This is a genomic window from Frankia sp. ACN1ag (genome assembly GCF_001414035.1).
GTDB lineage: Bacteria > Actinomycetota > Actinomycetes > Frankiales > Frankiaceae > Frankia > Frankia torreyi.
Genome location: NZ_LJPA01000008.1, coordinates 228,115 through 249,874, shown reverse-complemented (window position 1 = coordinate 249,874; position 21,760 = coordinate 228,115). Strand labels below are relative to the sequence as shown.

The following is a 21,760-nucleotide window of genomic DNA, read 5'->3' as shown; positions in this document are numbered from 1 at the left end:
ACCGTGAGAAGCTCCAGGAGCGTCTGGCGAAGCTCGCCGGTGGGGTCGCGGTCATCAAGGTCGGTGCGGCCACCGAGGTGGAGCTGAAGGAGAAGAAGCACCGCATCGAGGACGCGGTGTCGAACGCGAAGGCCGCGGTCGAGGAGGGCATCGTCGCCGGTGGTGGCGTCGCGCTGCTCCAGGCGTCGATCACCGCCTTCGAGAAGCTCGACCTGTCCGGCGACGAGGCCACCGGCGCGAGGATCGTGGCGCTGGCGCTGGCCGCCCCGCTCCGCCAGATCGCGAGCAACGCGGGCTTCGAGGGCGGTGTCGTCGTCGAGAAGGTCCGGGACCTGCCGGTCGGCCACGGACTCAACGCGGCCACCGGCGAGTACGTCGACCTGATCGCCGCCGGCATCATCGACCCGGTGAAGGTCACCCGCTCGGCGCTGCAGAACGCCGCGTCGATCGCCGGCCTGTTCCTCACCATCGAGGTTGTCGTGGCGGACCGTCCGTCGGTTGGTGGCGCCGGCGCCGGGGACGGCGCGGATGCCATGGCTGGTATGGGTTTCTGACCTGCCGGCCAGCCGCACCGCGCATCCACGCCGAGCACAGCGCTCGCGTACCCGCCGGCCGACTCGGTGTCGGCACGTGACCGGAAGGTGGGCCTCCGTGCCCCTCCGCTACGGCTTTCTCAGCACCTACCCCCCGACACAGTGCGGCCTCGCCACCTTCACGGCGGCGCTGTTCGACGAACTGACCAGCACGGCGCCCGGCGCCTCCAGCGGGGTGGTCCGGCTGCTCGACACGCCCGCGGGCCCCGGCCCGCGGCCGGCCGCCGTCGTGGGGGACCTGGTGGCCGGAACCCCGGGCGGCCCGCGCCGCGCGGCGCGGCTCCTGAACGGTTTCGACGTCGTGGTCGTGCAGCACGAGTACGGGGTCTACGGCGGCCCGGACGGCGACGAGGTGATCGAGGTCCTCGACAACCTCGAGGTGCCGGTGGTGGTCGTCCTGCACACCGTGCTCGTGCGCCCGACCCCGCACCAGCGCGAGGTCCTGGAGGCGCTGGTCGCGTCCGCGGACGCGGTCGTCGTGATGACCGAGACCGCGCGGGTCCGGCTGGTCGACGGGTACCGGGCCCACCCGCACCGGGTTTCGGTCATCCCCCACGGCGCGGCCGAGAACCGGCGCGCCGCGCCGGCGCGGTCCGCCCGGCCGACCGTCCTCACCTGGGGCCTGCTCGGCCCAGGCAAGGGCATCGAATGGGGCATCGCGGCGATGGCGGAGCTGGCCGACCTCGACCCGGCTCCGCGTTACCTCGTCGCGGGCCTGACCCATCCCAAGGTGCTCGCCCGGGAGGGCGAGGCGTACCGCGACGGGCTTGCCGCGCTGGCCGGTCGGCTCGGCGTGACCGATGCGGTCGTCTTCGACCACCGCTACCTCGACCCGGGATCGCTCGCCGAGCTCGTGAGCGGCGCCGACGTCGTCCTGCTCCCCTACGATTCCGTCGACCAGGTGACCTCCGGCATCCTCATCGAGGCGGTCACGGCGCTGCGGCCCGTCGTCGCCACCCGCTTCCCGCACGCGGTCGAACTGCTCGGCGACGGCACCGGCCTGCTCGTACCCCACGGTGACGTGGCGGCGATCGCGGCGGCGGTGCGCAGCATCATCACCGACGACGGCGTCGTCCGCGGGCTGGCGAGCGCCACCGCCGCCCACGCACCCGAGCTGCTGTGGCCCGCGGTGGCCCAGCGCTACCGCCGGCTGGCGGCCGGGTTGGCCGCCCGCACCGGAAGCAGGCCGGGCGTCGCGCCCGCGTCCCAGCGAGCTCCTGGGACGGTGCCCACGCCGACGCCGACGCCGACGCCGACGCCGACGCCGACGACGGCTACGGCGACCGCGACCGCGACCGCGACCGTGACGGCGAGCCGGTGACGGCCGCGATCTCGTTCAACCATCTTCTCCGGCTCAGCGACGACATCGGCCTGTTCGAGCATGCGCTCGGCTCGATCCCACGCCGGGAGTACGGCTACTGCGTGGACGACGTCGCGCGCGGGCTCGTCGTCCTCTCCCGCGAGCCGTCGCCACCGCTGGAGCTCGTCCGACTGCTCGAGCGTTATCTCATCTTCGTGCTGGCGGCGCAGGCGCCGGACGGGACGATCGTCAACCGGCGGGACACCGAGGGTCGCTGGCTGGACAACCCCGAGGTCGGCGACTGCTGGGGGCGGGCCCTGTGGGGGCTGGGCACCGCGGCGGCCCTGGCGCCCACCTCGCGGCTGCGGGCAATGGCCCGCGACGGGTTCCAGGCCAGCGCCGCTCGGCGATCCCCCTGGCCGCGGGCCATGACCTTCGCCGCCCTCGGCGCCGGCGAGATGCTGCTCGCCCACCCGGACGACACCGCGGCCCGCGCCCTGCTCACGGACGCCGTCACCGCGATCGGCCCGATCGGCGACGATCCCGCCTGGCCGTGGCCCGAGCCCACACTGCGCTACGCCAACGCGGCGGTGCCGGAGGCGCTGATCCTCGCCGGCATGTGCCTGCCCGACTCCGCGGCGCTCGCGGACGGATTACGGCTGCTGGCCTGGCTGCTCCACGTGGAGACCCGGGGCGGGACGCTGTCGCCGACCCCCGTCGACGGCCGGCGCCCCCGCGGTGATCGCAGGCCCGGCTTCGACCAGCAGCCCATCGAGGCCGCGGCCATCGCGGACGCCTGCGCGCGGGCCCACGCGGCGACCGGCCGGAACCGGTGGCTCACCGGTCTCGGGCGGGCGCACGGGTGGTTCCTCGGCGAGAACGACAACGGCACCCCGCTGATCGACGTCGCGACCGGCGGTTGCCACGACGGTCTCGAACCCGAGGGCTGCAACGCCAACCAGGGGGCGGAGTCCACCCTCGCCCTGCTCTCGACAGCGCAGCACGCTCGCCGCCTGCTCGCGTCAAGGACCCCGTGACCCTGGAGTCCGACCCCGTGACCTTGGAGTCCGACCCCGTGACCCTGGAGTCGGACCTGGTCACCCGGCATCCACTGACGCTGACCGCGGACCCCGGCAGGGTCATCGCGAAGCTCTTCCTGCCCGGCGAGGAGGGCGGCGAGCTGCACTCCCGGGCCGCGGGCATCGTGGCCAGGGTGCTCGCCCTGGGCGACGACGAGGTCGACGGCCTCGTCGCGGCCCTGCTCGACCGGTTCGGGCCGCGTCACCGGGACTACCGGGGCATCCTGACGCGGCACGCCGCGATCGTCGCTCCTCGGGTCCGGACGCCGGCGGAGCTCTCGCCGGCGCGTACGCTGCTGCTCGGCGCGTGCTTCACCGCCGAGTACGCGGTGGAGGGCGCGGCCGTCACCAATCCCTCGGCGGTCGCGCACCCCGACCAGTCGGGGCTTCCGGCCGGCGCGCTGCGGCTGGCGCTCAGCCTGCGCGCCGTCGGCGAGGGGCACCTGTCCTCGATCGGCTTCGCGGTCGCCGTGATCGGCCCGGGTCCGGTGGTGCGACTGGAGCCGCGCACCGGCCCGCTCACCACGGGCATGGCCGTGCCGGTCACCTGGGAGCACGGTCGGCTGCGTGCCCTGCTCATCGACCATGGCCTCGACGACGAGGTGACGCGTTCGGTCCTCGACGCCCTCGACCGGAGCCTGGCGGGCGGTGACCTCGAACAGGCCTTCGCCAGCATGCCTGNGGATCTCCTGCGCCGTCCCCAGGCCGCCGGCATCCTGGCCGGGATCCGGTCCGTCGCCGGAACGCTGCGAAGAGTCGAGTTCCCGGCGGACAGCGGTCTCGCGCAACGGGTGCTGTGGCCCACCGTCGCCAGCGAGAGCAAGGGAATGGAGGACGCGCGGTTCGTCCGCTTCACCGCGCCGGACGGGACCGTCGACTACCGGGCGACCTACACCGCCTATGACGGCACCGACATCCGGCCGAGGCTGCTCACCAGTCCCGATCTGCGGACGTTCACGACCTCGCCGCTCACCGGCCCGGCAGCCCGGAACAAGGGGATGGCGCTGTTTCCTCGGCTCGTCGGCGGCCGTCACCTCGCGCTCTGCCGATCCGACGGGGAGACCACCGGTCTGACCGCCTCGGCTGACGGGCTGGTCTGGGAACCGTTCCGCCCGGTCCACGAGCCGACGGCGGCCTTCGAACTCATCCAGGTCGGCAACTGCGGTTCACCCATCGAGACGTCGGCGGGCTGGCTCGTCCTCACCCACGGCGTCGGGCCGATGCGCACCTACACGGTGGGAGCGATCCTGCTCGATCTGGCGGACCCGTCCACCGTGGTCGCGGCACTGCCCGAGCCGCTGCTCACCCCGATCGCGACCGAGGCCGAGGGCTACGTCCCCAACGTCGTCTACTCCTGCGGCGGACTGGTCCACGACGGCCGGCTGTGGCTGCCGCACGGGATCGGTGACTCCCGGGTCGGGATGGCGAGCGTGCCCGTCGACGCCCTGCTCGCGCGGATGATTCCCCGGTCCTGACCTGACGGGCCTGACTCGACGGGCCTGACCCCCGGGGGCCTGGCCCGAACCGCGGAACCTGTCAGCCGAGGATGCGTCCGTAGACGGCGAGATAGTCGGTGACCATGCGAGCCGTCGAGAACCGCCGGCTCGCCGTGGCCCGGCAGGCGGCGCGGTCGAGGCCGGCGGCCCGATCCACCGCGGCCGCCGCCGCAGCCGGGCCGTCGACCAGGAACCCGGTCACCCCCTCGTCGACGATCTCCGGCATGGCCCCACGCGGGTAGGTGACGACCGGCGTGCCGCAGGCCATCGCCTCCACGACCGCGAGGCCGAACGGTTCGTCGAACGCGATCGGATGGAGCAGCGCCGCGGCGCCCCCCAGCACCTCGGCTCGCCGGGACGGTCCCACCGGCCCGAGGTAGCTCACCGCGTCCCCGTCGACGTGGGGCAGTACCTGCTCGGCGAAGTAATGCTCGTCCTGGACGATCCCGCAGATCACCAGCCGCCGGCCGGCCATCCGGGCGATCTCGATGGCTGCCGCGGTGCCCTTGTCGGGATGGATCCGGCCGAGTACCACCAGATCCTCGCCGCCGGCCGCCGAGAACGGCAGGGCCGCCAGGTCGATGCCGTGGTGCACCGTCGCGACATAGTCCAGTTCAGGGCTGCGATCGGCGTCGGAGATGGATACGTAGGCGGAAGCCGCCCGGCTGTAGGCGGGGAGGATGCGCGGGTCCGAGAACCCGTGGACCGTCGTGACCATCGGGGCCCGGACCTGCGCCGCGAACGCCAACGGCAGCCAGTCGAGATGACTGTGTACGAGGTCGAACTCGCCGGAGCGGGCCAGCGCATGGGACACGTGCAACGCCTCCCACACGCGGCCGTCGAGCGCCGGGTCCTCGGCGTACCCGTGCGGGCATACGCCATCCAGCTTCCCGGCCGTGCGCGAGTCCAACGTCGCGAACAGGGTGACATCGACNCCGCGCGCCAGCAGGCCCTCCGCGAGGTGGCTGGCGATCTGCTCCCACGGGCCGTAGTGCCGCGGCGGGGTGCGCCACGCCACCGGCGCCAGCATCGCGACCTTCACACCACGCCCCGCGTCGCCCTGTCGATCNCCATGCTCAACCGCCTCGAAGCCGGGAGTCTCCACGGACCGTCCGCGAGCAGTATGGGCCTGCCTCGCATCCCGTTGGACAGGCGAGGACATACGAGGCGCGTCGCGACTTGTCCCGATGCGGAGCCGGTGGGGAGCCGATCGGTTACGATCCGATTGGATCCAGGGCCGGAGGTGATCCAGTTTGGCGGAGCCGGGAACGTCTGCGCACTACGAGCGCCTAGCCGGCGCCTATGACGAGAACTGGACCTACAGCGACGCCTTCCTCCATTGGATGGCGCGGGAGATGTCCGAGGCGCTCGCGCTGACCTCACGGGACCGGATCATCGATATCGGCTGCGGAACTGGGCTGTACACCCGTGGCGTCCTTGAGCTGATCCGACCGTCGACGCCGATCCTCTGTGCCGACCCGTCCGAGGCGATGCTGAGCCAGCTTCCCGTGGATCCGGGGCTTCGCCCGGTATGTGCGTCGGCCGAGCAGCTCGCGGGTGTGGACGGGTCCGAGGCGGAGTTGGCCGTTGAGCCTGGATCGGTCGACGCGGTGATGGTCAAAGAGGCGATTCATCATGTCGCCCCGACCGCCCGGGCGCGGGTCGTCGCCGGGCTCGCCGACCTTCTCAGCGCTGATGGCCGTTTCCTCATCGTGATGTTGCCGACCCGGATCGCCTATCCGCTTTTCGACGCGGCTCTGGAACGCTTCGAGGAGCTGCAGCCGGATCCGTCCGATGTCGCGGACCATATGCGGGACGCCGGGCTGTCCGCCAGTCTCGCCTACCGCGACTACCCGTTGACCATCCCGAAGGATCGATATCTCGCGATGGTGCGGAGCCGGTACATGTCGTTGCTCTCGACGTTCGATGATGACGAGATCCAAGCGGGTGTGGCGGAGATCGATGCCCGTCACCCGGAGACGGTGCTGTCCTTCCCGGACCGTTTCGCCTTCGTGCTTGGCATCCGGAGGAGGTCCGTCTCGTGACGGAGACCGTTGATGACCGGCTTCATCGGCTGCAAGGCGAACTGAACGGCCATGACCGAATCGCGCGACATCTCGGGCTCGATTTCAATCGGCCGATCAAGTCGTTGGGTGACGGCTATCCCGAGAACACCGTATCGCTCGTCGGAAAGATAGCCGAACGGTTGCTGAAGCAGCTTTGGACACATCACGACGTTCCGGGGGATCCGTCCGGGCGGGCACTGAACGATTTGATCAAAGGCTGTCGGCCGCATATCCGCAGCACCAACGTCATCAACGCGTTCACCGACATTCAGCGGCTCCGGAACCGATCCTCGCACGATGGCTACGAGATCGCAGAGGAAGACGGTCTCCTCGCGGTGCGTCGGCTCCTTGACGTCCTCGACTGGTTCACCAGTACCGATGTCACCGCGATCACCGGGGACGCGCCCAGCCTTGATCCTTTCGTCGAGCAGCGGGCCGAGTTCCTCTCGGGACTCTACGCGACCCTCGGTTACAAGGCGATCAAGCGGTTCGAGCTGTCCGAGAGTACGGTCTACCAACTGTTCTGTCGGCAGATGGGGTTGCAGGCCGAGTATGTTGAGATCATGCTCAGTCGCAGTCTGGAGGAGTTGACCCAGCTTCTCGTCGCGACCGGCGGAGAGCTCCTCAACACCCAGCTTCCGAAGCACACCCGGTTCCTGATCGTCGAGGATGAACCGTCCGAGGACGTTGCACCGTTCGCGGACGGTGAGATCAGTATCGTGGCCTATGAGCGGTTCATCGAGAGAATCGTCGATGTCCCGTCGCACCTGTCCGAGCTGGCGCTCAGTTATCCGCACACACAACCGCGCGATGGCGCGCCGCTCAGGATATCCGCTGACGTTCTGGAGGCCGACCAGCATACCGGCGAGATGACGGTCACCGCCACGTACGATGCGGGAGAGATACTGCGCCGCCTTGCTGGGACCTCGGCGAATATCCTCGTCATCGGTGGTCCGGGGAGCGGGAAAACGACGCTTTTGAAAAGATTGGCGGCGGACGGCTCGATACCGGCGCGTCACCGCTACCGTTTCTATCTGGACATGAGCACGAAGGAGTCGGGCGAGGATTTCGGGGATTTCGTCACCCGGATCCTCCATCCATACATGACGGTCCCGCGGAACCGGGTCTTCGACGTCTTCCTGTACCTGATTCGCGCTGGGTCCGTACTGTGCGTGCTCGACGCGATCGATGAGGCGGTGCCGAACACGAGCCTAGAGGCCTTCCTCGGCGTCTTCTCCGACGTCGCGCAGGCCCTGTCCGCCGAGTCGACGGTCGTGATGTCGTCGCGCTACTCGTTCCTCGCCGACTCGCCCGAGGTTCGCCGGCTGCTCAACAGCTCATCGCTGATTTCTGAGCGGCTCGTGCAGCAACTGCACGCGGGCGGGGTCGATCCGCTGGAGCTTCCCCGGTTCAGCGTCGTCCGGCTTGGTGACCTGAAGCTTCGCACGGACGAGCAGGTCTACTCGGTCTCGCCGCTGGAACTGCGACTTGCCCAGCAGACCGGCCGGCTCGCCCAGGGAGCCGCGGCCTTCGCGGGCGGGCTCCTGTCAGATCTGGTGGCGGCCCGAGTCGACCAGGTCCTGAACTCGGTCGGGCACGCGGACCTCCTGCCGAAGCTGGAGGGCTATTTCGGTCCGGCGTTCCTGGCCGACCAGGCGGTGTTCAGCCTGGCCGACATCTGCACCCACGCGGGCATCGAGTGCTTCACCGAGGGACGAGTCACGTGGGAGACGTTCCTGCTCGCGCCCCTGTTCCGCCCGACCGGACCGGGCACGGTGGCGCTGGTGCACACCGTCTTCCAGGAGTACTTCGCGGCTCGCTACCTGCGAACGGCGGCCGGACGGCGGGCCGCGGCCGGCAACCCCGAACCAATCCTGACCGAACAGGTCCGGGAGTTCCTCGTCCACCTCGGCGCCGAGGCCATCCCCGCGCCGCCGCAGACCCTGCCGGTTGGAACCTACCTGGTCGGGCCGAGTCACCGCCTACTGCTCCGCACGATCGACAGGCCGGTGCTGTTCGACGAGTTCCCGGTGACCGTCGGGCGGTACAAGGCGTTCCTCGCCGCGGTCGCGGAGCAGGGTTGCGCGCAGTGGGACCACCCGGACACCCCTTCCGGCCACAGCCATGAGCCCTGGCAGGAACGGCTCCGAAACCCCGAGTACTTCACCGATCCGGCGTATGACGATCATCCGGTGAGCTGTGTGAACTGGTGGAGCGCTTACGCCTTCGCCCGTTTCGAGGGTAAGCGGCTCCCAACCTGCGTCGAGTGGGAGGTTGCCGCCCGCGGCACGGACGGTAGGCTTTTTCCCTGGGGCGACGACCTCGATCTGGCCGCGGTCAACTGCGCCGACTCCTGGAGCGGTCGGCCGCTGGTGACCTACGAGGTGTGGAAAGAGGAGATCGACGGCGGCCGGCTGCGGGACTGCGCCCCGACCGCGGTCACCGACCATCCCGCGAACCTGTCGCCGTTCGGGGTGCGCGACATGTCCGGCAACGTTTGGGANTGGACCGAGACCGTTTTCGACGGCATCAACTCGGCCGTCATCTGCGGTGGCTCCTACGACAACCCGTACCGGGCCGTCCAGACCTCGTCCAAGGCGCTGTACCTGCGGCGAGGCAGCAGCAACGCCGTCGGGTTCCGCTGCGTACGGGAGGTTTGATGACCACGACCAGCGCGCCTGACAGCGGGCAGCGGTTCGGCCGGATCGTCGATCGTCAGCCGCTGGGCAGCGGTCCCCACCGGGTCACCGCGACCTATCTCGTTCGCGACGACGAGAGTGGAGAGATCCACGGCTTCGACTACAGCGACATCGTCACTGAAGGATTCCGCACGATCATCATCGGGGAANGGGTGCGGTTCGAGGTCGACCCGCCCACCGGTCGCGCTCACTTCGTGATCAGGCTTGATCTGCCGGAGGTCGACGAATTCTATCGGTAGACCCGACGGGCCGGCATTCCTTCGTCGCCGTCCATCCCGCCTCGATCATCGGCACGCCGGACTGGCCGGAAGGCCCCCTGCCGTTGCGGCATCAGGAGACGCGGGCCACGGCCGCCGTCCGCAGCACCTATTTCAGCGCCGCCTGCGCCCGTATTCTCTACGGAACGCAGGACCGCCCCAGCCGCTGGCATCGGCTCGGCGACGAGGCCGCCGGCCCGCTGTTCGGAGTGGAACTTCTCCTGCCCAGCGCCGAACGCCCGGACCGGGCCTTCGCGATCTTTCACGTTCGGGCCGACGGGTCGGTGCTCCTCGACGTCCTGCGCGCCGTCGCCGGCCGACGCGGCAGCACCGCGGCACCCCCCGACTTCGCTGCGGTCCTGCCGTCCTGGGCCTGCCTCGCCTCACCGGCGAGACCATTCACGGTCGCGTTCCAGACCTTCCCGACCGCCGACCCGCCGCCACCCCCGGACGCCGTCCGCATCGACTCGTGGACGACCGCGGACACCTGGCTGTGGCACCTGGCGTCACGCACCACCAACACGGACTTCCCACCCGATCCCGAGCATGCCGATCAGCTCCTCGACGGCCGCGTGATCCTCTCTGCCGACTGGCGCGGTGTGGTCAACCGGGACGGCGCCGCGTTCGTCGGGCTGCGACCCGACCGCGGAGCCGAGGACATCTACTTCGGCTTCGCCCAGCTCTACGCCCACACCGCATACCTTGATGCCCTGCTCGTCGGCATGATTCAGAACGTCAACATCACCGAGATGATCGACGAAGCCGCCCGCGCCTTCGAGGCCGACGACCTTCCCCGCCACCTCGCCCGGCTCGAGGCGCGCGCCGCCCGGTTCCGCAATATCTACTGGCTGCGTGACACCAGCAATCACGGACCCGCGAACACCATCCTCACCGCCTACCAGGAACAGCACCACCTGCCCGAACGGTTCGACGCCGTGCTCACCGAGATCGTCGACCTGACCCGGATCGCCCAGACACAGGAAGGCCAGCAGGTCGGCGCAGCCCTTGGCGTCCTCACGGTGATCGGCCTGCCTTTCGGCGCCGCGTTCGCAGTGCTCCAGGTCCTGGGCACGAACTCGGCACTCGCCCTGGCCATCGGCGTACTCGCCGCCCTTGTCGGTTCCGGCACCCTGCTCCTCACCCGCTTCGGCCGTCTCCTCCTCCGCTCCCTGCGCAACTCCGAATGATCATGGTTTCGGAATGCTGTCATAGGTGTCGCTATCCGGCGTGTGCTATCGTGCGGCAATTTCCGGTCACGAAGTCGACACCAGCTCGTCCGTAACCCGCACGTCGGGCGGCGATACGGTGGCGCACCTCGACGGAAGGTAATGGCGGGACGGCCGGCAGCCGCGGCTGAGGATATGCGGCCTTCGGGGCGGCTGTGGGAGAAAGACGGGGGTCTCCGTGCACAGGATCTTTTCGCGGTCCATGACCGGGAATATGAAAGACGATCGTTGTGGCGGTTGACGGTGGGGGCCGATCGTCCCGGGCCGGACGCCGGCCTCGCCCCGGCCGAAGAACACTGTTTCCCGGCATAGCGGACCTGCTCGCGCTCATCAACGTGCTGGTGCGCAGACCGGGACGCGGCGAAGCGCCCGTCACCACCCGCAGGCTGCGGCGACGTGACGGGATACGCCAGGGTCTTCCCATCCTCTCTCTCGTGGACGAGTACGACGCGGAAATCCCCGCGTTGATCGCGGAATCCCTGGCGGACGCCCGACCGGGGCGCGTTCCGGTCAGCCGCTACTCGTTCGCGCCGCGGCTTCCGCGCCAGACGCACCCGGACGACCCGCCGGAGCCCAGCGATCCGCCGGAGCCCAGCGATCCGCCGGGGCCGGATGGTCCGCATGCCCGCACCGCGGTCGACGAAGTCCTGCCCGTTCTGCGGCGCATGCGCGCCGAGCTCGGTCGGGAAAGCGTCGGGCGCATCCGCTTTCCGCGTTACCGGCTCGTCGGCTGGCTGCTCGCCCAGTCCTTCGCCGACGAGGACGCCGACCGGGACGCCGACCGGGACCGGGTGCTGCTACAGAGGCTGCGAGAACGGGAACGCAGCCGCCGGGACACCGCCGGTGGCGATCTGCCCGACCTCGGTGGGACCGCCGCCAATCTCGCGGTCCGGTGGCTGCGGATCCTCACTCCCCGGGTCTGGTTCCGGCTGAAGGTGACCGGACGGCTGCCCGGGCCGTTCGGCGCGGAGTTCGCCTGGCTGCGGGTCGAGGCGCACCGCGCCCGCAACGGTCCCGAATCCGTCCTCGCCTTTGCCGAACGGCTGTGCGAAGCCACCGCCCAGAACCGCGCGATCCAGGAGTTTCATGCGAAGCTGCTGGTCGGCGCCTTCCTGGCGGATCTGCGGCAGGCATACCGGCGTCGGCGCCTGCGCGCGCTGCGCCGGACGGCCTACCCGGTGGCCCTGCTGGAGGGCGTCGACGAGCGCAACGGCGGATTCCGTTTCCTCGACCTGCTCAGCGACGTCCGCAACGAGACGGCGCTGTTCGATCCGCTGCTCGTCATCGCGGTCAGCGACTCGGTGCCCCCGCGGCTGCGTGACTGTTCCCTCGAGGACCCCGCCCGGCCGACCGGGATCGACGCCCCCCTGCAGAGCTACGAGGACTGGAGCGGGCGCCTGGCCAACGACAGCAGAGAGAGCCTGCCGACGGCCTGGTACCTGTCCTTCGTCATTTCCACGCCGCTTCCGGTTCCCGACGACGTGGCACCTGGCGCGGACACCCTGCAGACCCGGTACTTCCTGGAAACCCGCAACGCGCTGGAAAGGGCGCGACATTTCACCCTCGACCCGCCGCCGCTGTGGTGTCGACGCTGGTTCATCCGCGTCGCCGCCGTCCTGATCGCGGCGGGAGTCCTGCTCGGTGCCACGATTCCGCTGCGGATCTCCAGCCAGGACGACGCGCGCTGGCGCACGGCGCACTGCGGCCTCGATCGCCACCATCCCGACGCCGCGACGCTGAGCATGATCGGAAACGAGTGCGTCGGTCTGAGCGAGAACCGATACCCCTTTACCGACCCGCAAGGCACCCTGGTCCCGGTGGAACAGCAGATCTATCAGCAGAACAAGGACGCGGAGACGCAGCACGAGAAAAATCCGTCGCGCCCCTACGCCGCAATCGTCTACCTGCTGGGGCTGACCTCGAGCGGGCCGCCCGCGGGCTCGTTCACGTCGGAACGGAGCGAGCTCCTCGGCGTCGCGGCGGCCCAGCACGCCCAGCTCGCCGCGGGCACCCACGACGGGCCACTCACCCGGGTGATCCTGGCCAACGGCGGCGAACACGTGCAGCACGGACCGGCGGTCGCGGACATGCTGAGCAGGCGGTCCCGTGAAAGCCCGCCGGTCGTGGCGGTGCTGGGCCTCGATGAAAGCCGAGACAAGACCGTGGAGACCATCCGGAGGCTCACCGTCACCGGGATCCCGTCGATCGGTGTGACCCTCTCGGCGGACCGCCTCGCCGACGCCTCGAAGATGTACTTCCAGGTCTCACCGCAGAACCGGCGGGAGGTCGCGGTGGGGGCCGCGTTCGTCAAGAACGTGCTGGCCTCCCGCGCCGGACTGGCGCCCGAGGTGCGGATCCTGTACTCGGCGGACCCCAGTGACGACTACAGCAGCAACCTCGCCGCGGACGCCGAGAAGCTGTTCGGCGCCCCGGGCGTCGGCTTCAGGATCGAGGCCACCGAGGCCTTCGCGCCGGACAGTTGGACGTCCGCGGAGCATGTCGACGCCCCGTCGGCAGACGACGTCGGCAGGCAGGCGTGCGGCTTTCCGGGGGTGATCTTCTATGCCGGGCGGAACATCGACTTCGAGACGGTGCTGCACAGCATCAACCTGCACTGCCAGTCGGCGCCACCGGTCATCATCGGCAACGACGCGATCTCCCGTTACGTGGCGGAGGCGACGAAGCGGCGAGAGTTCCCCGCGGTGCCGTACTACTATCTATCCTTCTCCGCCGACAAGGAGCCGTGTGAACCGGAAAGCGCTCTCTACGCCGAACTGAGGGGTATCTTCCCGGCCGAGTGTGGGCCGAACAACGACAGCTTCCTGGACGGCAGCACGAGCCTCGCCTACGACTCCGTCCAGACCGTCGAGGGCGCGCTGCGCAACATCGCCGCCAGCCAGGTACCCATCGGCCCCGCCGCGATGTGGCGGGAGCTCAGCGACATCCACGGGGCCAACGCCATCGACGGGGAGAGCGGGCTGATCGACTTCGGCGGTCGCCTCGAGCAGCAGACGCCGACCGACAAGTTCATCGCCGTCATGGAGGTCGTCGACGGCGGCCTGCCGCAGAGCCGGGCCTCCTGCGGTCGCAGGCACGGCTGGCACGCGAACGCCTGGTGCCCCGTCGGGGGCTAGGGGTGCTGGACGTCGGCGCTCGGCTGGCGCACGGTGAACCGGGCGGGTGCGGTGGGCGGCAGTGGCAGACTGATCGATGTGCATGATGGTGACGCCAGGCCGGTGACGGGACCGGGCCGCGCCGGGACCGGCGGGGTCGGCGGGGTCGTCGAGGCCGTCGTGGAGGTCCTCGACGCGGAGCCGCTGTTCGCCGAGCCGGCGAGCCTGAGCATGCTCGCCCGGCTGACGGGACGGCAGCTCGGGTTGCCCCTGCAGGTTCCGAGTGTGTCGTTTCGGCGGCTCTGGCTGCTCGCCTTCGTCTCGGAATGTGCCGCTACCGACGGCGGCCTCGATGCCATGGCCTCGGTCGTCGGGCAGATGGATGGTCGGGGGCGGGTGTACCGGGCGGTCGAACTGATTGTGCGCGGCACCGGTGGAGAGTCTCCGGCCGCGAACGGGCAGCGGCGGAAGCCGCCGTTTCCTGGGCCCGCGTCGACGAGCCTGACCGTCGGCGAGGCGACCGCCCTCGCCGACGTCTACAGCGACCCGGCCGCCGCGCGCCGGCTGCTGGAGCGCGCGGGGCTTCCGTACCGCCGCCAGCCCAGGCCCGAGCGGAGCAGCGAGGCGTTCTGGTCGGAAGTGAACCGGCTGGTCATCGATGGTGCCTTCCCGGATGGGCGGGTGCGCATTCTTCGGGAAGCCGCGGCCGACTACCCGGCGAATCCCTGGTTCTCCGCCGGCTGAACCCGGCCGCCCCCGCCATCGGCCCTGCCTGCCGGCAGCGTGTTGTTTCCCGCCGGCAGCGTGTTGTCGCCCGCCGGCAGAGGTGCTGCCGTCAGCCTTTGCCTGGCCCCGTCCGCCCACAGGCAAGGTTGCCCGGCGCCGGGTTCAGTGGGGCAGGGTGGCGTGCATCTCCCAGACCAGGACCTCGGCGGGCTCGACGCCCGTGACCCGCTGGCCGCCGACGCCGGTGAACCGGACCGCGTCACCGGTGTGCAGCGGGCCGGCCCCCTCCAGCGTGACCTCGCCGCGGGCGACGAACAGGTGCAGATAGGGGGCGTCGGGTAGCTGGACGCTCTGCCCGGCACCGAGCCGGGCGACGTGCAGCGCGGCGTACCTGTTCCTGATCCGGATCGCGCTGGCGCCGTCGTGGCGTTCCATCCCGGACGCGACGGGGATGAGGCCGCCGCCGAGGAGCTCGCCGTCGATCTCGAGCTGCTCGTAGCCCGGGGTGATGCCCTGCTCGTCGGGCACGACCCACATCTGGACGAAGTGCACGGGCTCGTCGTGCGGGTCACCGCCACCGGCGAGGCGCCAGGCGTCGTTCTTCTCCGAGTGCAGGATGCCCCGCCCGGCACTCATCCGCTGCGCGAGCCCCGGGTAGATCACCCCGGAGTTGCCGGTGGAGTCCTGGTGGACCAGCGAGCCGCGTAGCACCCAGGTGACGATCTCCATGTCGCGGTGTGGGTGGGTCTCGAACCCCGCGCCCGCGCGGACCGTGTCGTCGTTGCTGACCAGCAGCAGCCCGTGGTGGGTGTTGGCCGGGTCGTAGTGGTGGCCGAAGGAGAAGGAGTGCTTCGAGTCGAGCCAGTCGATCTTCGTCGTCGGCCGCTCGGCGGCGCGGCGGACGTCGACCGTGGGCTGCGGTGTCACGTTGACCATGATGGACCCTTCCCATCTCCATGACGCGTCATCTAAACTTGATGACGTGTCAAGCAACTCCGGGGCCGGCGCATTCCCGGCCGAGCCCGTGCGATGGCTCGACGAGCGTGAGCAGCGGGTCTGGCGTCGGTACCTGCTCATGACGAGCCAGCTCACCGCGCAGATGAACCGTCAGCTCGCCGCCGACGCCGGGCTCTCGCTGGCCGACTATGAGGTCCTCGTCCGTCTCACCGACGTCCCCGCCGGGCGTCTTCGGGTGACCAGGCTCGCGCGCGCGCTGTCCTGGGAGCAGAGCCGGCTGTCCCACCACGTCTCCCGGATGGCACGCCGTGGTCTGGTCGCCCGGGAGGAGTGCGCCGACGACGGCCGCGGCGCCCTGGTGGCGCTGACCGAGCAGGGACGGGCGGCGATCGAGCGCGCCGCACCGGCGCACGTCGCCTTCGTCCGCACCAGCGTCTTCGACGCCCTCACCGACGCCCAGCTGGACGCCCTCGACGCCATCTTCGGGTCGATCCTGACGGCTCTCACTCAGTAGCGGGTCGGGCATCCTCGCGGGTCGTGGTCGTGGTCGTGGTCGTGGTCGTGCCGTCGAGTGCCGGCGGAGGTGCGGGGTAGTCCCCGGGAGAAGGTCCCGAGGCGATGGGGGAATCATGACGGAGTTCACCAAGGGAGACCGGGTGCGCTGGTCCAGCCATGGCGGCAGCGCGACAGGTGAGGTCGTCCGCCGGATCACCGGCGACACCGAGGCGGCCGGGCGGACCGTCCGGGCCAGCGGGGACGAACCGCAGTATCTCGTCCGTAGTGACAACGGTGGCGAAGCCGTGCACAAGCCCGATGCGCTGACGAAGATCTGACCGGCGGAGCCCCTGGCCCCCGCCGCCTGGCTAGCGACCCACTCGCTCCAGTTACGGTCGGCCCGTTCGGCCGCGGTCTCGTTCCTGGCCCGCGCGACGCCGCCGTCGTCCTCGCCGACCCGGTCTTCCGTCACCGCCGCACGGTAACCGCCGGACCCGGGAACCTCCGGCCCCGGCAGAGACCCGGCCACGTCACGAGCACCTCGCTCACCCGGGTAAGGCGATCGGGCCGGGGTAGGAGCGGACGGTGACCGATTCCGCTCCCGCCGTCCTGTTCGACCTCGACGGCACTCTGGTCGACACGAACTACGCCCATGTGCTGGCCTGGTTCCGGGCGTTCCGGCAGGAGCGGCACCCGGTCACCATGGTCGCCGTCCACCGCCATGTCGGGATGGGTTCCGACCAGCTCCTGGACGCGCTGGCGCCGGACCGGGACCGCCGCCGTGACGACATCCTGACCGCCGCCCACACCGAGCACTACGCCGGTTTCCTCGGCCTCGTCCAGCCGCTGCCCGGTGCCCGGGAGCTGGTGCGGGAGGTGGCCCGCCGCGGCGGGCAGGTCGTGCTGGCCACCTCGGCGCCGGCCGACGAGCTGCGGGCGCTGCGCGAGGCCCTCGACGTCGACGACTGCCTGAGCGCGGTGACCTCCTCCGCCGACGCCGAGACGTCGAAGCCGGCGCCGGACATCGTCCAGATCGCGCTGGAACGCTCCGGTGTCGACCCGGCCGACGCCGTGATGGTCGGCGACACCCGTTGGGACGTCCTGGCGGCGGCCCACGCCGGGATACCCTGCGTGACGGTCCTGTCCGGCGGCATCGGCCGCGACGAGCTACGCGAGGCCGGGGCCGTCGCCGTCTACACCGGACCGGACGACCTGCTGGCCCACCTCGACGACTCCCCGATCGGCCGGCTCCTGCGCGGCGGGGCTGTCAGTGCCGGCGGTCGGCGAGAAACGTTCCGCTCATCGTGACGTCTACTCGATCACCCGCCGGGTCACAGGAGTCACGTCCGCCCGCTCGATCGGGCCGCCCGGCGGGTAACCGCCATCTGGACCCCGGCCGGAGGGCAGCCACCGGGCCTCGCCACCGGCAAACCTTGTACTGCGCGGGCCCGGCTGCATCACCTCCGCTCCCGCGACGGCCACGAGGTCGATGCCCTTCGACCTCGATGCCCTTCGACCTCGATGACCGCATCTGGGCGCTGCCCATCAGCGCCCTGTGGGCAGCCCGGACCGATGAGCGCCGAAGCCGCCCCGCGTCCCGGCCGACGTCGCCGTGCCCTGCAACGGCTGCCCGGAATGGGCCTAGGCTGAACGGGTGACCGTCGTGAAGATCAATGCCATCGAGGTTCCCGAGGGCGCCGGCCCCGAGCTGGAGAAGCGCTTCGCCAACCGCCTGCATGCGGTGGACGGCCAGCCCGGCTTCGTCTCGTTCGAGCTGCTGCGCCCGGTGAAGGGCGACGACCGGTACTTCGTCGTGACCCACTGGGACAGCGAGGAGTCCTTCCAGGCCTGGCTCACCGGCCCGGCCATGGAGGCACACTCCGGCGAGCGCGCCCGTCCCGTGGCCTCCGGCTCGTCCCTGCTGGAGTTCGAAGTCGTCCAGCGTTCGGTAGCGGGCGACTCTGCGTAGAACTGACCAGCGCACAGCCCCGGGTCTGGTCGACCAAAGATCATCTTTGGGGGCCCCGCGTCCCGGTGAGTGGTGGCGTTCACCGCCGAACTGCCCTGCCGTGACCAGACCGTCGCCTACAACTGCCTGCACCAGGCCATCGCCGTGGCCGAGATGAACGCCAAGTCCAAGACCTAGTGGCGGGTGCGTCGTCAGGGACTTGAACCAGACCTGCCCTCCGGGCTGGAGTTCACCACGGCCTACGGCGATGTCGACCTGGTCATGGTCTATCGGATGCGCCGTCCGGAGGCGCTCTTTCGGCGGGACCTGCTGATGTTGCAGGGCTCGGTGTTGCCGATGCCGAATGCGGTGCCGGGCCGGGCGCGGTGGATGACGTCCGGTGAGCAGGAGGCGTACAGGGCCGGTTACGCCGAGGCGCTGACCACGGTGCGGCTGTTTCTGAGCCGTCTCGCCGGGGTCGACCCGGAGCCGGGTGATGCTTCGGCTGCGTCGCGAGAAGTGAGTGGTGTGTACCCATGGCTACCTGAAGCACTCCGGCGGACCGGCCAGATTGGCTGAAATGCCTGATGGGAGCGGGTGCGCCGTCAGGGACTTTAACCCCGAACCCGCGGATTAAGAGTAGCCAGCGCGCCGTCCACGGACGTCCACCGATATCCACCATGTCGGCGCGACCTGGGCTTCGACGCCGGCCAGTGTCCGCCGGTGTCCACCGACGTCCGCAGGCTCGGGTACAGCGGTGGATACACGGGGCCCCGACTCCACGGCTGCCGGGAGAGCAGACGCGTCAGGCACCAACCTGGCCCGGTTCGAACGGTCGACAGATCTCGATACCCACAGATGCAGTCAGGCTGGTGGTCTCGATCTGTGCTGGTAATAATCACGAAGGCTGACCGGGGTGCTAATCTTCGAATGGCGATCTGTCGGTGATCGCTAGCTCGATCCGCATGATTGCTCTCATCCGCGACATCATAAGGATGATCTCGTCCAAAAGCTCAATGACCTCCTCCAGTAGGGGCTCACGCGTGTTCGCATCGCTTGCGCGCTCAATCTGCTTCAGGAGTCGATAGGCCTCGGTGAGCTGGGCGTTGATGCCACCTTCGCTGTTGAGAACCTCGTCGCTCGCAGTCATCTGAGCTTCTGCCCGGCTATCACGCTGGGCTCGTCGGGCCGCCGCCACCTCCGCCGCTTCGGCCTCGCCGGCAGACTCTGCCTTTAATGCGTAAGCATAAGCTAGCATCGCGTCGCGATAATTTCGATCATTGGCGTTCAACTGGACATAGCAGTTACGCCGTTGATCCATATTTCGCCGTTCCTTGGCGGCCTCTTGCTCTGCAAGGCGTTGGCGCTCGTTATGCTCCAACTCTTGAAGTCTGACGCGCTGCGACAACTGCTGGCTAAATATTGAAGATGCCAGAGTGCCGCACACTCCGACAACTGCGACAATGAGGGAAGCGTTCTCACTAGAAATTTTCCACCTCGCATAAGAAATGAGGGGTAATCTTGGTCGTGTTATCGTTTCCTGTCTCCCGTGATCTCGCTTGGTAGGTGTGCGGGTCGATTCGCTCGGAGCATGGCACTGTGATGCGGTCTCCCGGCCAGATGTGCTAGCGCGTACTTCTCGTCCTCAGCCGCTAACCGGATATGTGTGGCGGATGGGCGCGGCGCCCTGCCTCGCTTTCGGCTGCTCTCCCAATCTGTTAGCCAGTAACGCTCTTCGAATATCTCCGGATCGTCTCGGCAGTGCGGGCTGCGACGCGCCCGGCGAGCACGGCCGTCTACGGCCGCGCGCAGGCGGTCGCGCGGCGCGGCCCGCACCGTGTCTTGATCCTAAACAAGGGATTCGGCAGCGTGCGATGGTTTTTCGACATGCTGCCGCCGGGTGTGCATGCCGGTCGGCGTGCTTCTGGCCCTCATCGTGGTTCAGGTGGTGAGGTTGATGTGGTGGCGGATGTCCCAGCGGTAGGCGTGGCCGTCTCGGCGGAGTTCGAGGAGGTCGACGCTGGCTACGGGGAGGCTGATCGGTGGGCGCTGCCGTAGGGAGGTGAGGCGGCCGATGACTTCGGTGGCCGGTGGGGTGGCGTTGCAGTAGGTGACGCTGATGTGGGGCTTGAACCGGGCCGGCTCGTCGGACACCCGGTCCGGGCCGAGCGCGGTGCCGATGGCGGTGCGTAGTCGTTCCCGGAGTTCGGCAACGGGTGCCCAGGGGGCGGCGCGCAGGAACGTCCCGCCGGGATAGGCGGCGATCGGGCCGACAGCCAGGGTGAACGGTTCGATGTCGGCGCACTGCTCGTCCGCGGCCTTCCTGAGGGCGGCGACCTGGTCGGGGGGCATCTCGTCGGCGAACGCGACTCCCTGCACGGTCATGTGCAGGCCGTCGACGGGCACGGGGTCGAGGTAGTCCAGGTCGGCAAGCTCGCGTTGAAACCCGGCCACATGGTCGGTGAGGGCCTGGTCGTGGAAGACGAGATATCAGGTCAGGTAGTGCCGGTCGGGTCGCCATCCGGGGCGCCACCACCAGTGGTCGGCCATCCGCTCGGTGCGGCGGAAGGTTTCCCAATTGTCGGCGTCGGCCTGCTGCTCGGGGGGTGAGTGGCACGGCCCAACAGGCTATGCCGTGGGCATCCGCCACGCCTTGACTGCGTCCGCGACGTTCGCGATCTCCGGCACCGTGCGCCAGGGGGCGGCGGTGGTCAGGAAATTTTTGGCCCGGCGGCCGACGACCTCGGCGCTCGCTTCCAACTGTTCCAAGGAGGCGTCATCGACGTTGGACGCGGCGAAGAGCTGCATCCGCCGGGTGACCTCGTCCAGCTCCTCATCGATCGCCCACGCGGCGACCCCGACCGCGGCGAGGACCGTCCGCCGGTCCGGCCCAGCGTCGGCGGCTACTACCGCGACGGCTGATCCCGGAGCGCCTTCGGCCGGCTGGTCCGCGGGGGATGGGGCGGCGGCGAGGCCGAGGCGCTCGCGGGGGATGTCGAGTCCTTCGGCGAACTTCTCGTAGGTCTCGATGCTGGAGACCTGGCGCTTGCCGTTGAGGATGAGACTGATCGTCGGCTGCGGCACCCCAGTCATGGTCGCGATCTGGGGTTGAGACGCGCCGGTTCACCGCTTGTAGATCGCCAGCACGGTCCGCATGTCGCGGTCGGCGAGGGCGGCGGCCATGTCGGGCCGGTGCCGCAGTCCGTTGGCGCAGTGGGCAGCGGGAAGCGAGGCCGGATGTTGAAAACAGCAGTAACCAGCCGGAAGGCGCCGAGGATGAATGATGCTTGCCCGCGGCTGCCGGGCTGGCTGCTTGGGCCACAACGGCAGACCGGCTGGAGCGGCTGAAATGCCTGGTGGGAGCGGGTGCGCCGTCAGGGACTTGAACCCCGAACCCGCGGATTAAGAGTCCGCTGCTCTGCCAATTGAGCTAACGGCGCGTTGCCTTCGCGTTCCCCTGCGGTTGCCGCGTCGACATGGAGAACTCTACCAGGCGTCGCGGGGGTGTGGTCGGGGGGGGTCGGACCTGCGGGCCGAGGCGCTCGGGCGGAGGGCGGCGACGGCCCCGGTGGGGGCGGGGTGGACGGGCGGATCCGGGGCAGGGTGTGGTCCGGGCCCGGAGCGGTCCGGGCATCAACCGGGTTCCAGGGATGTTTCGCTGATAGACATAGCTGACCGCGACCGGGTGCCGTGCGGCGTACGGTCGGGCAGGGCTGGAGGTTGACGTCGATGCGTTCCGTGGCGTCCCCGTGCCGCCCGCGGCCCGCGCGTCCGATGCTGGCGCCCGCGCCCCGCCCGCGCACGG

The 21,760-nt window shown here is 69.8% G+C and carries 18 protein-coding genes, 1 tRNA gene and 4 pseudogenes; 16 read left to right on the top strand and 7 right to left on the bottom strand.

Features of this window, described 5'->3' with window-relative positions; all coding sequences use genetic code 11:
• The 5 genes and pseudogenes from UK82_RS09695 to UK82_RS36835 form a co-directional block, all read left to right on the top strand.
• Positions 1-554 (top strand): TCP-1/cpn60 chaperonin family protein (locus tag UK82_RS09695; RefSeq protein ID WP_304438044.1); only part of this gene is annotated, 554 nt, incomplete at its 5' end.
• A gap of 97 nt (positions 555-651) precedes the next feature.
• Positions 652-1,914: a glycosyltransferase gene (locus UK82_RS09690; RefSeq protein WP_083507116.1), complete on the top strand. Its 1,263-nt coding sequence runs from the start codon at positions 652-654 to the stop codon at positions 1,912-1,914.
• Positions 1,911-2,930, top strand: coding sequence for a hypothetical protein (locus UK82_RS09685; RefSeq protein ID WP_055406937.1), 1,020 nt, complete (start codon positions 1,911-1,913; stop codon positions 2,928-2,930). The genes UK82_RS09690 and UK82_RS09685 overlap by 4 nt, the downstream gene beginning before the upstream one ends.
• Positions 2,927-3,653, top strand: a pseudogene (locus tag UK82_RS42515) (glycosylase); the annotation flags it as partial. The gene UK82_RS09685 and the pseudogene UK82_RS42515, both read left to right, overlap by 4 nt.
• A gap of 1 nt (position 3,654) precedes the next feature.
• Positions 3,655-4,447: pseudogene (locus UK82_RS36835) on the top strand (glycosylase); the annotation flags it as partial.
• Between the two features lie 61 nt (positions 4,448-4,508).
• On the opposite strand, the pseudogene UK82_RS09675 reads toward UK82_RS36835, so the two are convergent.
• Positions 4,509-5,402 (bottom strand): annotated as a pseudogene (locus UK82_RS09675) (glycosyltransferase family 4 protein); the annotation flags it as partial.
• Between the two features lies 1 nt (position 5,403).
• Positions 5,404-5,498: hypothetical protein (locus tag UK82_RS41435; RefSeq protein ID WP_255354276.1), on the bottom strand; the 95-nt coding region annotated here is incomplete at its 3' end.
• Between the two features lie 223 nt (positions 5,499-5,721).
• Between UK82_RS41435 and UK82_RS09670 the strand changes: the two genes are divergently transcribed.
• The 6 genes and pseudogenes from UK82_RS09670 to UK82_RS09645 all read left to right on the top strand — a co-directional run bounded on the left by UK82_RS09670 (position 5,722) and on the right by UK82_RS09645 (position 14,573).
• A complete protein-coding gene (locus UK82_RS09670; RefSeq protein ID WP_044886758.1) occupies positions 5,722-6,513 on the top strand; it encodes a class I SAM-dependent methyltransferase in 792 nt (263 codons plus the stop codon).
• Between the two features lie 554 nt (positions 6,514-7,067).
• Positions 7,068-9,037, top strand: a pseudogene (locus UK82_RS42510) (SUMF1/EgtB/PvdO family nonheme iron enzyme); the annotation flags it as partial.
• 1 nt (position 9,038) lies between these two features.
• On the top strand, positions 9,039-9,194 hold a 156-nt coding region (locus tag UK82_RS42505), incomplete at its 5' end, for a hypothetical protein (protein ID WP_396230506.1).
• A gap of 361 nt (positions 9,195-9,555) precedes the next feature.
• Positions 9,556-10,677 carry a hypothetical protein gene (locus UK82_RS09655; RefSeq protein WP_055406921.1) on the top strand — a complete coding sequence of 374 codons (1,122 nt, stop codon included), beginning with the start codon at positions 9,556-9,558 and terminating at the stop codon, positions 10,675-10,677.
• 473 nt (positions 10,678-11,150) lie between these two features.
• Positions 11,151-13,850 carry a hypothetical protein gene (locus UK82_RS09650; RefSeq protein WP_055406920.1) on the top strand — a complete coding sequence of 900 codons (2,700 nt, stop codon included), beginning with the start codon at positions 11,151-11,153 and terminating at the stop codon, positions 13,848-13,850.
• A gap of 102 nt (positions 13,851-13,952) precedes the next feature.
• On the top strand, positions 13,953-14,573 hold the full coding sequence (locus tag UK82_RS09645; protein WP_055406919.1) for an effector-associated domain EAD1-containing protein: 621 nt from the start codon (positions 13,953-13,955) through the stop codon (positions 14,571-14,573).
• Positions 14,574-14,717: 144 nt separating this feature from the next.
• On the opposite strand, the gene UK82_RS09640 is transcribed toward UK82_RS09645, so the two are convergent.
• Entirely contained in the window at positions 14,718-15,491 is a 774-nt protein-coding gene (locus tag UK82_RS09640; RefSeq protein WP_055406918.1) for a pirin-like bicupin family protein, read from the bottom strand.
• Positions 15,492-15,630: 139 nt separating this feature from the next.
• Between UK82_RS09640 and UK82_RS09635 the strand changes: the two genes are divergently transcribed.
• The 5 genes from UK82_RS09635 (at position 15,631) to UK82_RS09615 (ending at position 18,534) form a co-directional block, all read left to right on the top strand.
• Positions 15,631-16,026, top strand: a complete 396-nt coding sequence (locus UK82_RS09635; protein ID WP_055406934.1) for a MarR family winged helix-turn-helix transcriptional regulator — start codon at positions 15,631-15,633, stop codon at positions 16,024-16,026.
• 115 nt (positions 16,027-16,141) lie between these two features.
• Positions 16,142-16,345, top strand: a complete 204-nt coding sequence (locus UK82_RS09630; RefSeq protein ID WP_044886751.1) for a DUF2945 domain-containing protein — start codon at positions 16,142-16,144, stop codon at positions 16,343-16,345.
• A 247-nt stretch (positions 16,346-16,592) separates the two neighbouring features.
• Complete coding sequence (locus tag UK82_RS09625) at positions 16,593-17,315, top strand: HAD family hydrolase (protein WP_044886750.1); 723 nt, start codon at positions 16,593-16,595, stop codon at positions 17,313-17,315.
• A gap of 346 nt (positions 17,316-17,661) precedes the next feature.
• Positions 17,662-17,976, top strand: a complete 315-nt coding sequence (locus tag UK82_RS09620; protein WP_044886748.1) for an antibiotic biosynthesis monooxygenase — start codon at positions 17,662-17,664, stop codon at positions 17,974-17,976.
• Between the two features lie 183 nt (positions 17,977-18,159).
• Positions 18,160-18,534 carry a hypothetical protein gene (locus UK82_RS09615; protein WP_052681258.1) on the top strand — a complete coding sequence of 125 codons (375 nt, stop codon included), beginning with the start codon at positions 18,160-18,162 and terminating at the stop codon, positions 18,532-18,534.
• Between the two features lie 340 nt (positions 18,535-18,874).
• On the opposite strand, the gene UK82_RS32635 is transcribed toward UK82_RS09615, so the two are convergent.
• The 4 genes from UK82_RS32635 to UK82_RS09595 form a co-directional block, all read right to left on the bottom strand.
• On the bottom strand, positions 18,875-19,336 hold the full coding sequence (locus tag UK82_RS32635) for a hypothetical protein (RefSeq protein WP_128423347.1): 462 nt from the start codon (positions 19,334-19,336) through the stop codon (positions 18,875-18,877).
• A 560-nt stretch (positions 19,337-19,896) separates the two neighbouring features.
• Positions 19,897-20,409, bottom strand: coding sequence for a 2'-5' RNA ligase family protein (locus tag UK82_RS09605; protein WP_236705718.1), 513 nt, complete (start codon positions 20,407-20,409; stop codon positions 19,897-19,899).
• A 174-nt stretch (positions 20,410-20,583) separates the two neighbouring features.
• Positions 20,584-21,048 (bottom strand): helix-turn-helix transcriptional regulator, encoded by a 465-nt coding sequence (locus UK82_RS36830; RefSeq protein WP_236705717.1) that lies wholly within the window; start codon positions 21,046-21,048, stop codon positions 20,584-20,586.
• 274 nt (positions 21,049-21,322) lie between these two features.
• Positions 21,323-21,395 (bottom strand) — tRNA-Lys (locus UK82_RS09595).
• Positions 21,396-21,760: the final 365 nt, after the last annotated feature.